We start from the raw sequence: 13,521 nt of genomic DNA, 5'->3' as shown, positions 1-13,521 counted from the left end.
AACTTGCAACAGGTTGTTCTTCCTCTTACCTATTTTCCTTTACTGACATTCTTTTTGCGCTTTGCTTTCCTTAACTCTTTAACTTGCAACATTCTGCTCTTTCTTTTCCCTATTTCTTCTTCCTACATTTCTTTTGCGCCTTGCTTTCCTTAACTCTCCAACTTGCAACAGGTTGTTCTTCCTCTTACCTATTTTCCTTTACTGACATTCTTTTTGCGCTTTGCTTTCCTTAACTCTTTAACTTGCAACATTCTGCTCTTTCTTTTCCCTATTTCTTCTTCCTACATTTCTTTTGCGCCTTGCTTTCCTTAACTCCTCAACTTGCAACAGGTTGCTTTTTTTCTTACCTCTTTCTCCTTACTTACATTCTTTTTGCGCTTTGTTTGCCTTATATTTCTCAACTTGCAACACGTTTGCTCTTTCTCTTACCTATTTCTAATCAACTTGCAACACGTTTGCGGTATCCTTTCCCTATCTCTTTCAACTTGCAACAGTATAATTTATTTCTCAACTAAGTAATTCTAAAAAAAATCATGTCATTTTAAAGTTTTTAAGCTATTTTTCTCATATTTTTTATAAGTTACATACATAATATGCAACATGTTTGCGGTATCCTTTCCCTAACTTTTCTATCATCTTCACTCTAAACCTTTATATACCAAGGGTTTAGGTGCTTTTCCATTTACTTTTATACATATCATCCAACTTGCAACACGTTTGCGGTATGCATGCCCTTATTTTTCTCACAAGATGCAACACTGTTTGCGGTATCCTTTCCCTACTTTCATTCTATAAATGTCAACAAGTCCTTTTATATCAAGGGTAATTATTACAATTCATTTTTAATCATTACGTTCACTAACTTGCAACATGTTTGCGGTATCCTTTCCCTAACTTCCCTACCATTTTCACTATAATCCTTTATATACCAAGGGTTTAGGTTCTTTTTCACTTACTTTTATACATATCACACAACTTGCAACACGTTTGCGGTATCCTTAACACAAAAAAAAATCATGAAATTCTCTTATCCCTTGATACAACTAGCTTCATAAGCTGTTGCAAGTTGCTAATTTTCTTCTTAAAGGAGCACCTTTCATCATTTTTCGATTTGCTATAATCAAAATTGGTATATTTTATAGTATTTTGACATATATTTCTGAATTTGTAGAACGGAGGTGAAAAAGATGGGAAAATCATTTGTGATACGTAATCAACGTAGCTTAAATGGGAAAACAACAAACGCAGTTTTAGTAACACTAAAGTCTTGGCAAAAGTTTGTGGAAACATTTGAGGAGAAATACTACAGCTATAAAGATACATATTTAGAAGATATTTTGCAGCACATGACATACGAAGAGCGTATTGCGGATGTAGAAGGTTTTGTTGAAAAAGCCAAACCATCTTTTTCACGTCGGGCAATGTCTACACTTGCAGAAAAAGCAGGACGAAAACATAAATTATACGGTATTACGAATGCTGATCTTGAAGTGTTCTTGTACTTACATAAAAAATGCTATACAAACGGCGTCATTCCAAATGTAACCATACATATGATGTGGGAAGATTACAAGCAATATAAAGAAGAATTTGCTTATATCCAACACTCTCAATTCTATATCGCATTAAAGAAATTAAACTTACATAACATTATCTCCATCGAAAATGGAGTAGATGGCCGTTATACAATCAAACTCACTCATTTTATGAATGAGGAAACAGAAAAAGCAAATCCGTACGTATATATTAGTCCTGTTGTATTTACAAAGGATTTCTTTAAGCTATCTGTAGCAGCTAAGAAACTATTCTTAGACATCGCAATGCAACAACATACGGAAACAACATTAAAGCGTTCTTTAGACAAGCAGGACGAAAGAGGAAACAAAACTCACTTCGGTGGGATGTATCGTTTCTTACATAAAAAATATCCGCATCAGATCCGTGCGGTTATCGAGGAATTAACAACTGCATTACCATGTACGGGGAATCCCCTATTCAAAATTTGCAAAATGCAAAAAGGTGTAAAGCATACAAAACGATATACGACATTATATCTGTCTATCCATTCAGACTTCTTATGTTCGAAAGAAGCTGGAGAAGAACAACATAGGGATCCATTTACACCAAAAGCTACCTATGCTCGAAAAGCGAAATTTATCGAAGCAGTCCTACAAGAGATGAATTTCGGTGAATTGTCTGCAGACATGAATAAATTCATTCATGTACTAAAGCATACTTGTCATCGTCAAATTCGCAGTGTAATTCACGGTCTACGTGACATGGTTGATCGAAAAGAAGGGTATCCAACGAAAATTGTATATACATTGAAGAAACTATTACATCAGACATCTCAATATCAAATTCTCGATACAGCAGCAAAAGAAGGTATCTACCCTCTTATTGCGCAGCATATACCAAAAGAAAGAAATAGCGAACGTGAGCAAGCTATCTTTAATTTCGGCCTACATTATTCTATGTACTCTCTTCGTAACATTAAAAAGATGTTTAAAAATGTGCATGCATTATTGAAGCAGAAGTTTGCGGTACCAGTAACAGAAGAATCTTATCACCGTAATTATATAAAATACCAGGAAGAAACGTTATTTAGAAAATATGCATATGATCAGGGAGTGAATCTCCATGCATATATCGCTTTAGAAATTGAAATGCGTGAAAAACTAAAAGTTCGTGGTCATAAAGAACGCACAATTCCAAGTGATGTACGTGAATGGTTTATTGAAACAATTGATAAACTACCACAAGAACAACTGCGTGTGATTGAGCTACCAAAACAGTTTAATTTACTAGAGTTTATGCGTACCTTCGAACGCTTAGTACGTGCTGGTGTAACAATAACAGCTCCAGATCAGGTGCTACACGCAATGGAAATAAAATAATAGTAACGAGCTCTCTATTTTTGAAAAAATCGAAATTAGAGGGCTATTCGTAGTTGTTTCATTCATACTCTTTTTCTACTACTCTATTTATAAATACAAAATCAGAAGGACTTCATGTAAAATGAAGTCTTTTTTTATGCACTTCTATACAAATTCTCTTCTAGCACTATATAACTCTCCACATAGTGCCAGGGAGTATTCTTCTAATGTAATAAAACATACCTCATAATACCTACAAAAAATCAAAAATAAAATTATAAAAACAGTGGATATGAGGACAAATATACTCGAATGTGAATAGTATTTTTCTGACATCATTGTAACTACTAGTGTTGTTGTATATATCTAATAAAAATCATCAATAATAATGTGAGTTATGTGTAAATACTGAGTAATGTTAACAAATAACTACATTTTCTGAACAAAATGTGGATAATTGAACGTTAAATACTGCTTATTTACCAAAATCAAGTAAATGAAGCTTATTTCCGTAGTTGAATAAATATAAAGTAATTTGTATCAATTTCTTTCCGATTTCATGTAGAAACATATGATTTTCTTTCTGCTTTTTTGTAGAATTGAAAGTCTTATAATTATTGAATCTACGGATACATTTTTTACTATTTATGATTTTTTACGTGCTAACATCAAATTTTCCCTTGTGGGAGTAGAGTTCCCCCCTATTTTTGATAACCTATAATAGTTTTATCTTTATTTCTTTTTAATATATAAGATATATATTTATAATAGATTTTTTTATTAGTAGTATGAGTGTTAATAAAATGTCAGATCTAATCAAAAAAATTTAATAATAATGATCTTTAATAATGTCCATAGTATTTTTCTAAATGAAAAAATCCTAATAGCTGTGCTAGTTATTCACATTATTTTTTAGTTGTAATATCTAAATATAAGCCCTCGTGCCTATTTATTTTAATATCTTTACTACAGTACAAGCGATGATAGTAAATTTTCTCTCATTACATATGTCTTGTAATGTTCTTAATACCATTTGTCCATTATGCATAAATTTAATTTGTTCGGATGTATTTAACTTTTGAATGTTTAGATATTCCATACAATTGCAATCATAGATCGTTTCCTTTAAATAAACCCCTATTGTTTCATGAGAAAAACGAGCACAAATTATGTGCTTTTTCATTTAGTGTACTATTAGCCTCCGATGTTCTATATACAAGTGATTCCTAACTTGAATGCAACACAAAAAGAACTTCTTCAAGTCGATTAAATATGTGCATAGCAAAATAAGCTATATATACACTAATCGACTCAAAGAAGTCCTTTCACAATTGAAACAAGATGAAACTTGTTTATACAACTCAACTACAATAAAAAAAGGTGAAGCTCTTGATACAACTCCACCTTTTTAGTATACTTCCCTATTTTTTCGAAGAAACAGGATCCATTTTTAATGTTTTTATTCCTTCTTTTAATGTAAATGCATCTGCTCTTAATGTTTTCCAACTATCTTTTGCTGCATTCAGGTTAGGTTTTAAAAATTTAAATTTATTTTGATCTGCCTTTTGGGATGCTTTATCAATATGATTAAGTACTCCTGAATATTGAGAATCTAAATCATGCCATTGTGCTGACATATAGGTAAGAGCATTAATAGCTGATCCAATTGCATTTTGCATTTCAGCAATATTATTATACGCAACCCCAACTACACGATTTAATGTTATTTTATAGTCTACCGTTTGCCGTAATTGCGCTAATAACGGCTCTAACGTACCTAAATTATTTCTTGCTACCCCTATCATTACACCTCCAGCAATCCATGTAGGGATTGAGGGATATGATACAGTTATTATTCCATCCGATTCTACTTGTTTAAAATGTCTTATTTGCTCTAAAACATCATTTAGGCGTTTTTCATCTTCATCTATTCCAGATGCTTGATTTTTTAAAATCGATTGCAAGATATCTTTATGACCTCCAAATGCTCGGACATCTTCTCCAATACTATCTCTTAACTTAGCTAGTTCTTGTATTAAATTCTGTGTATATGCTTGGTTTTGTTTAATCTCACCTTGTAAATCTGTAATGCCTTCTTTTAATGTATCTGCATCTCCTTCATTAATTGCTTCTACTAATGTATCGTAATAATTGTCAAATGTGGTATCATACTCTACAATTCCTGTAAGGGTATCTAAAAGTTGTTTTTTTATGTGCGCATCCCATTTTGTAGCATGCTCTCTTGCATTCTTTTGATCTTGTGCAATTTGACTAGGTAGATTTGTATATCCTTTAATATCAATTCCTTCAAAGTTAACATCTGGATTATTAATTAACAAATAAGAGTAATCATTCATGGATTTTGCAAATACCCCAGCATCTTGCAAAGCTTTTTTCATCTTTTCACTGTTTACAGAAAGAGATATATCTTCCGTACTGGTTTGTTCTATTTTACTTTCACTTGCAAAAGCAGCTACTGGTGAAACTACAGTAGTTGTTGTCAGGGTTAAAAACGTCGATACAGCAAGTAGTTTATAAGGAAAATTATTATTCACTTTAATTCCTCCTATGAATATATATTAATTTTTAGTTTGTCTTTTCTTGTTTAAAAGCAATGTCTTTGGAAATGAATTCTGCGTCCTTATGAATATCATTCCAACTTTGTTTAGCAGCTTTTAAATCGTCAGGTATTAACGAAAGTTTATGTTCTTGCATTTGATCGATATTATCATATAAATCTTTATAATTAGCCCCCATTTTATTCCATTGTTGCTGAATACTTGTTAGAGACATGATTGCTTGGTCCACTGTCTGATACAAATATGTTAGAGTGTCCTTGGTATTAGTAAGTGAAATAACCGCTTGATTAGCCAAATCAGCTTTCATACTTAATTCTCCGATTTTATTCGAAATTTCATTATAAGAATTCATATGATTAGATGCCTCGACACCAGCAGCTGTTCCTAAACCGATACCAGCGGCTCCTAGAGCTGTAAGACCACCCACAACAGCTGGTGTAGCTGTACCACCCGTCACAACAATTACTACCGCTCCTGCGATCGTTCCAATAACTAAAATAGCAGCTCCTAATCCACCACCAATTGACCAGGCTAATACATTATCAAAATGTGATTTCTGTGTAGAACGTAAATTCTCAATTTCGGCCTGAAGTTGTGGGACTAGTGCTTGTTTTCCCGCTAATATAGCCGTCAATCCGCCCTGTCCATCTGGACCACCAACATTATTTTTAAAATCTACAGTATTTGTATACAACTTTGTTTTAAAAGCCTCTAACATCTTAATGACTTCCGTAACATCATTTGAATTTGTATGAATTGTATCGATTAAATCCCCTATTCCTTCTTTGAGGCTCACCTTATCTTTCTTTTTTACAGTGTCTACTAATGTGTCGTAATAGTTTTGAAATTGCTCATCATAATTTACAATATTACGTGCTGTTTTTTGAATGTTTGGCTTCGCTGTATCTAACCAGTAATTTGCATTGATTCGTGACAGTTCCTGATTTAGGTGAATATTTTTGATTAATTCTCCTCCTCCGGAACCTAAATCAATATTGGATAAATTTACATTCGGTTGCTTAATCATAGTTTTTGCGTACAAATCCATTACAAGAATATGAGAGCCTGTTTCAGCCAACGCTTTCTTTAATCCATCAGGTCCTAACGCATAATTTTCTATTTTCTGTTCCTGAGCTGTCTGTTCTTGTGCAAGTGCATGAATAGTACTACCATTCGTAGCAGTTATAACCGTTGCTAAAGTGGCTAAAGTTATAACCTTAAATGGAAATTTCATCATTTAATCTCCTCCTTATTTTCAGTTGCAATATAATCTTTTTGATAAACCTATGTTCTTAATATTAGAATTTACAAACTTGCTCTTCGAGTTGAGTCGTTACACTTTTTAATCGTCTTAATGTATCTTTTTGAGAGTGAGTGTTATTGGCATCAACTTCAGTCGATAATTTTGTAATACTATTATTTATTAGATCCAAATCCTCTTTGTAACGTTTCATTAGCTCAATTTCTCCATCTACTTGGTTAGCAAATGTATGCGAATCATTTTGCATGAAAAGAATCATTGATTTTTGTAAATCCGCTACAGTTAATTTAGTTGTTAAGTCATATAATTTCTGATTTTGTTTCTCTAAATCATTTAAATATGCACGTTGCTCTGCTGTTAGTTTATTAATTTCAGCAAAAGTATTATATGTTTTTTTTATTTTTTCAGGATCAATCACTTTCATAAGATCATACTCTTTCGTTTTTGTAACTGCAGCTGCAGCGATTTCACCTTTTTTACTTTTCTCTATTGCTTCACGTGCTTCTTTTTTTGCAGCCTCAATTTCTATAGCTGATTTTCCCTTTTCTTTTGCTTCTTGCTCTGCTTTCTTCTCTGCGTCTACAATAGCATTGTTTATTTCTTTTCCTTTGTTATACGCTACTACTGCTGTTTGAGCAGCCGGTTCAATGATATCTTTCGATAGACTATAAATTTCTTGGAATACCTTTAGCCCTTGTTCATTTAAGGCTCCTGGTAATAATGCTATTTGCTGTAAATCATTTTGAATTGATTTTTTTGTATCTAGCATTTCATTTTTTAACTTATCTATTTTTCCTGTTCCCTCTGAATTAAGGACACTCTGTGCTTTTGCCACATCAGTATCAAGATTTTTCACCTTTTTATCTAACTGTAGTTTTAGATCTGTTAACTCATTAATTTGACGTTGCACACTTTCTTGGTTTGTTATGGTCATGTCTTGAAGGACTTCCAGTCTATCTGTAAACCCTTCTTTATCTTCCTTATTATCTACAAATCCTTTTAATGTTGGATAATAACTATTAAATTTAGTTACAAATCCTTTACTTTTTGAATTTAATAGAATTAATTTGGGATAAAGTTCGGATGACCACTCTTTCATATCTTGTTTAATTAGAAATTGAGTTGTATTTAAAGATGGAACTTCTACAAGTTGTACATTCGGACTTGCTAAGGCTCCATCGACAAAGGTTTGTGTTAATTTGGAGTGTGCACCTATTTTTCGTAACGCTGAGGAAATATCTATATTATCTTGTTTTGTTTCTGCTTGAACGATTGGCGTTGCGAGAGTATTGATAGGAATAGTCGCCCCGGTAGCAATTGATGTTATTAAAAATCCTGTCATAATTTTATTCTTCATTCCTTACACCTCTTCACTATTGTTTTTTACAAGTTTTGATCGTAAATGTTGTACAACCTAACGTTAGGATTTCTTCACACACACTTGAGGATAAAAAATTTTTCAAAAGAGTAAGTGCATCTCGTTTTTTATTTGTTTTTGATAGAATATAAGGTCCTTACTTCCCCCCCATTTTAATCACTATGTTTTTCATAAGTAAACTAGAAAATTGTGTATCTAATGTTCGATTTTTCTGACATTAAATGTTTTATTTTTTTCTAATTATATTTAAAAAGTTTTTATACTATTATCACTTCATGAAGTGAAATAATTTTACTACTATAATTAAACATAAAATTTGTTGGTATCATTGAATCTTAATAAATATCATATAAAAAAATGTTATTACTATAATTTTATGGGATTTTATGTATTATGTACTTTATATGAATATGTACAATTGCATACTCATATAAAGTACTATCCTTGAATAACATACAAGGCAGTCACCATACATTCCTATCAACTTAAGAGTTTTTACTTCCCCAATTGTAAAAAAGTTGTTATTTCTAAAATTTAACTAGAAAAGATGATGTTTTTTATCCATCTTTCAATTCAAGATGAATTACAACTATTTTTTAAAGTTTGTTCGAACTGGAGAATACAACCAAATTAATCTAGATAATATAGTGACGAAGTTTTTTCTCAGAAAGCAGGAACTGATTCTAAAAATGCAATAACTTTATTGCTACTCAACAATTCCTAAATCGGTCTTTCCGTTCAGATTTTTTGGGAACTATAAGTATATCCCTTAAGATACACAGATCCCAAGGGACAAAACATCGCAATTTTTTTAAAACGTCGAGACTTTATTTAAAAAACGACATTAAGAATTTTCTTCAAATCCAGGGGCATAACTTTGCAGCAAACAAAAGAACCATAAGTTTGCTGTTCCAGAAAACTTATGGTTCATATTACACTTATTTTGAAAGTTATTCATGCGAATCTTATGTTTATTTTTCTTCAGCCTATATTACCTTTAATTAAATTGGAATAGTTGATAAAATCAATCATTCCAAATGTTCATTTAATGTTGAACCTTTTTTAGTCATGTTAAAAAATCCTCTCCAAGTAATGGTGTAACATCAAAGTGTGTACATGGTCTTTTTTACATTGTCTACCTAAAGAGGATAATATCGATCATTACTTTGATTAAGTCCTTTTGTTTATATATATTTATTTTTAAACCGTCGTTTACAGCAGATTAACTACTACCTGTCTTTCTATCCACTTATCTAGCTTATTTTTCGTATCATCATTTAATCGTTTTCTTTTACCGGATAACATCCTTGAAAGTGTTGAATACGAAATATCTATTTCTTTCGCTAACTCACGAATACTTTTATTATTCTTCTCTTTATACGTGTTCATCTTTTCAATATAAAACTCAATACTATTAGGGGGTTCTTGATTTACTATACTTATTGGCTTCTCTTCAATTACCGGTGGCTTTTCTTCCATCTCAATGACCAAGGGTACTTGCTGCTTACTTTTCTTAGTAATCAACTCTTGTTGTAATTTAACAAGTTCATTTGTAGGAGAAATGCTTACTTTTAATTTTAACCAGTAGTTTTCAAACCAGTTTTTTCCCTTACATTTTTCTTCATCAATTTCGGGAGAGTATTTCCACTCTTGAATTACTTGGTCGCTCATAAGGTCATCTAAAGTCTTTTCAAAAACTTGTCTTATTAGACTTGGTTTCCTATTCATGCTTATCTCCATTACTTGTAATAACCCTTTAGGACCACCAATACTATAAGAATGTGTTAAATGTTGATAGGATTGTTGAATGCGCCAACGCCAACTTAGATATCTGGTTAATCTTTTGTGATATCTCTGTTGCTTGCTGTTATACTCTAGGGCTTTTTTTGATAATAAACCTGTTAGCTTTTCAGATCCATAGAGATATTTTGATAAAAAGCTTCCTGGTGTAACGTTCATACTCTCTATTCCTAATGTTTTATCCGTATCAATATCTTTTGCAATGATAATTTCATCCATTACAAATAACCTTCGAATTCTTTGCTTTTTATAAGTTAGGCTTTCATTTGGATCTTTTTCATTTAATATCACGATCTCATTATCTTCATTGACATAAATAAAAATACTAGCAAGAGCAGCTAATCGCTCCATAATTTTTAATCTGTCTTCTTTTCGATAATAAGACTTACCATTTTTGATTTGTTTCATATTACACATATCTAATATTTGTTCGTAATGTACAGGCACAATAGTCTTATCATTTTCCGCACTCTTTACCCAAAGTTCAGTTACAATATCGAGGCAGTCCGCCGTCAAATCGTCCATTACTCTTGTTAAAAAAGTAGAATCAATCAGTGTATTCCATCTTTTTAATTCTTTTCTTTGTAATTTCATATCACCATCATCGTGTGACGATACTACCACTAGACTATTTTGTTTATCCTGTAATTGAGCAATCCGTACATTCTTATCTTGGTCATCTGTAAACTTATTCTTAGCAATAGTGTCTGATAAATGGTACATAAACCCTGCATTACTTCGTTCTATATAATCACTCTTAGCCTCTGAATGTAAAGGTAATTCTTTTGCGATAATAGGCAGTTTAATTCCAAACTCCATATATAAGTCATCTCTTAAACATTCAAAAATTTCTTCCCTATGATTTTCTAGTTTTGGAAGAATGTCTATCCCTGATAATCCTAAAGCTTCCTTTTTAGAAACCCATTTTACTAGCCTTTCGAAAGTCTGTGATGAATAAGATGAGTTGTAAATTTCCTGTAGATCTCTTTCTACATCTTGATAGAATTGTTGCCATTTATTTAAAACCTTTTCACTTCCCTCAACTCCAGTTAAAAGAGGGTAAGCTATATATAAGGTGTTTTGAAATAGTACTTTTAACTTCTCCACTAATAATCCTCCTAATTGCTTCTAATACAATTATATCAATTGCTACTAATCATTCATACCATGTTAATTCTAATATATCTTAATGTCGTAAAAAGATAGCATACATAGAATACAGCCATTAATTATTATGTATGTGACGGTTTTATTTAGTGCTTTTATAGACTCAGCTTCTCTTTCAAAAGAAATGTGGGGATTTGTACTATTAATAATTTTAATTTCAACTTCAATTTTGTTTCCATATATTTTTAACATTTTAACTTTTGCTAGAAATAGATGGACTAAATTAGTTTATTTTAAATTTCGTTTTGAGCAGATTTTAGATGAAAGAGAGAGTGAATGATTAAACATATAAGGGATTGTGAAATCTTTATTTACAGTGTTTTCAATGTATACTTTTATTATATAAATTGAGGATATCAGGGGGTTCGGAGAGAAGTTAATATTTAAGGGGATTTGAAAGTAAACTAATAATAAAAAGTGTACATTGGAAAATAAGAAAAAGAAACTGGTTTTTAAGGTCCTTTTTCTTATTTTGATAATATTTGTATCTTATTGTAGTTGATATATCTTGTAATTAGCTTATTGGAATTTATAGTTAAAGAGGGTGATTGAACATGACAGTGCAAAAAGAAAAAGTAACTAGGCGGGTTGTTTGTAGGAAATGTAAATCTGATCAAATAGTTGGTAATAAACGTGGTTATAATTTTAAAAGGATGTTTTTAATTCTGTTTCTTATGTTAGCTACACTTATAGCTATTGGAATAGTTTCTCGACATTCTCCACTTCAGGATATGGCTGCATTTGTTGTTTTTTTAATGATGCTCCTAGGGGCACCGATAACTTTATTCAGTGGATTTATTGGTAGAAAAAATATTGTCAATGGTTGTATGAATTGCGGACATACATGGATGCCTAAAAAATAGAATGTCTATAGATCAAAAAAGAAAAGACAGCTGATTGATTGCTGTCTTTTTGCCTATTTTTGAGTAATAAATTAAAGTTTCTTAATTATTACTTGTTCGCCATCCTTCATAATGTCCTGTCCATGAATTTTTACTTACTTCAGTTACTCCTTTTAAATACCAAGTTACTCCATTCCACTCTTTTACAGTGGGTATTTCCCCTTTTGATTTGTAACCAGGAAAGTCTTGTTTTTCTTTTTTCTTAACAAAACTTTTTTTATTATCAATTGTTTTTAATTTTACACTTGTATCAGTAGGTGTTTCCGCAAATACTCCTCCAGCACCAGATAACATAATTCCAGTTGCTAATGTTCCAATTATTACTTTCTTAAACATGAAAAATCCCCCTTTTTTGGAATGAATATTACATAAATAAGAATACCATATTATTTGTATTTTCTAACATTTTAATTTATTTATAAATATTTAGTTGAATATTCAAAAAATACAATCGTTGTGAAAGGTTTTAAAAATAATTAGTCCTATTAGTAGTGGATCTCAAGTGAATAATTGGAAGAAAACTAAATTATTTATAGGGTTAGAAGTATAGAATCCAAGCTTTTTCAACCTAAATTTATATTGAAAAGTTTACATAAAGGAATAAGCAAAAGAACCTGGTTTTTAGGCTTCTTTTGCTTATTTTCCAATAGTCTCTTTTTGTTTACTTCTTCGTTTTGACGATCATGGAGATTATAGTGTTCAAAATGTGTTTGGATTTACTTTTATAATTATTGTATTTTTAGGATTTCCTGTAACAATATTCAGTGGATTTATTGGTAGAAAGAACATTGTCAATGGTTGCATAAATTGTGGACATACGTGGATGCCTAAAAAATAGAATGTTATAGGTGTCAAGAAAGAAAAGACAGCTGATTTATTGCTGTCTTTTTCCTTTCCTCGAGTGATAATTGAAAGTAAATCTTTATTGATTTTTGGGTTTTGAAATTACTAAAAATAGAATTGTATATAGTACCGTTCCTAGTATTACTATCAATAAGGACATTGAAATATCTGAAAGGATGCTAACCCAATCTTTATTTTAAATATATTTGATAATGTCTTTATAAAATATTAAGTTCATAAGGATAAACATTGGTAGACTCCAAAATAAAAAAATATTAAATAAATGGAAACTAATATTCAAGAATTAACTTTCGTATCTGTAATAGCAACAATACACTTAGTTTTTATTAGTTTGTAAACCCTTTTCACTAAATGGAAGTAAAACATGCAACATCTTTCCCATCTTGCGTACCCTTAGTCCAAAACAAGCAACATCATTCTCAACTTACGTACTATTCCACTAGAATAAGCAACATTTTTCCCGTGTTGCGTACTTATTTCTCTAAATAAGCAACACTAAACATTTAAATTATTTAATTTCAGGTGAAAAAGAAGCAACATTCTTCCCATCTTGCGTACTTTTTTCTAAATAAGCAACGTTTTTCCCAAGTCGCGTACCTATCTTATTAGTGAAATCAGCCATAAATGCTGTTATATCAGGTGATCTAAGATGTTAAATCACAAGCAATTTATATATTACACAAAAATTCTTTCC

The 13,521-nt window shown here is 31.2% G+C and carries 7 protein-coding genes; 2 read left to right on the top strand and 5 right to left on the bottom strand.

All coding sequences use genetic code 11. The annotated features are described in order from the left end of the window. Positions 1-1,187: 1,187 nt before the first annotated feature. The gene (locus NST86_RS30365) at positions 1,188-2,897 is read left to right on the top strand and encodes a hypothetical protein (protein ID WP_340935142.1); all 1,710 of its coding nucleotides are present in this window, start codon (positions 1,188-1,190) and stop codon (positions 2,895-2,897) included. 1,400 nt (positions 2,898-4,297) lie between these two features. On the opposite strand, the gene hblA is transcribed toward NST86_RS30365, so the two are convergent. The 4 genes from hblA to NST86_RS30345 all read right to left on the bottom strand — a co-directional run bounded on the left by hblA (position 4,298) and on the right by NST86_RS30345 (position 11,001). Next, positions 4,298-5,431 carry a hemolysin BL binding component B gene (gene hblA, locus NST86_RS30360; protein WP_001063467.1) on the bottom strand — a complete coding sequence of 378 codons (1,134 nt, stop codon included), beginning with the start codon at positions 5,429-5,431 and terminating at the stop codon, positions 4,298-4,300. Between the two features lie 31 nt (positions 5,432-5,462). Continuing rightward, complete coding sequence (gene hblD, locus NST86_RS30355) at positions 5,463-6,692, bottom strand: hemolysin BL lytic component L1 (RefSeq protein WP_000975323.1); 1,230 nt, start codon at positions 6,690-6,692, stop codon at positions 5,463-5,465. Between the two features lie 61 nt (positions 6,693-6,753). Further along, positions 6,754-8,073 (bottom strand): hemolysin BL lytic component L2, encoded by a 1,320-nt coding sequence (gene hblC / locus NST86_RS30350; RefSeq protein ID WP_227593484.1) that lies wholly within the window; start codon positions 8,071-8,073, stop codon positions 6,754-6,756. Positions 8,074-9,306: 1,233 nt separating this feature from the next. Then, positions 9,307-11,001: a helix-turn-helix domain-containing protein gene (locus tag NST86_RS30345; protein ID WP_065845682.1), complete on the bottom strand. Its 1,695-nt coding sequence runs from the start codon at positions 10,999-11,001 to the stop codon at positions 9,307-9,309. Positions 11,002-11,615: 614 nt separating this feature from the next. Here NST86_RS30345 and NST86_RS30340 point away from each other — a divergent pair. Continuing rightward, entirely contained in the window at positions 11,616-11,924 is a 309-nt protein-coding gene (locus tag NST86_RS30340; protein WP_086423411.1) for a hypothetical protein, read from the top strand. A gap of 81 nt (positions 11,925-12,005) precedes the next feature. On the opposite strand, the gene NST86_RS30335 is transcribed toward NST86_RS30340, so the two are convergent. After that, positions 12,006-12,299 (bottom strand): LCI fold-containing protein, encoded by a 294-nt coding sequence (locus NST86_RS30335; RefSeq protein ID WP_000475236.1) that lies wholly within the window; start codon positions 12,297-12,299, stop codon positions 12,006-12,008. Between the last annotated feature and the right edge of the window lie 1,222 nt (positions 12,300-13,521).

This window comes from Bacillus sp. FSL L8-0199, assembly GCF_038005705.1.
In the GTDB taxonomy this organism is placed as follows: Bacteria; Bacillota; Bacilli; order Bacillales; family Bacillaceae_G; genus Bacillus_A; species Bacillus_A cereus.
The sequence above is the reverse complement of the archived record's forward strand: the minus strand, read 5'-3'. Positions and strand labels throughout refer to the sequence as shown.

Coding starts and splice junctions, on each gene's coding strand:
- NST86_RS30365 (WP_340935142.1), top strand. CDS start 1,188: ATGGGAAAATCATTTGTGATACGTAATCAACGTAGCTTAAATGGGAAA.
- hblD (WP_000975323.1), bottom strand. CDS start 6,692: ATGATGAAATTTCCATTTAAGGTTATAACTTTAGCCACTTTAGCAACG.
- hblC (WP_227593484.1), bottom strand. CDS start 8,073: ATGAAGAATAAAATTATGACAGGATTTTTAATAACATCAATTGCTACC.
- NST86_RS30340 (WP_086423411.1), top strand. CDS start 11,616: ATGACAGTGCAAAAAGAAAAAGTAACTAGGCGGGTTGTTTGTAGGAAA.
- NST86_RS30335 (WP_000475236.1), bottom strand. CDS start 12,299: ATGTTTAAGAAAGTAATAATTGGAACATTAGCAACTGGAATTATGTTA.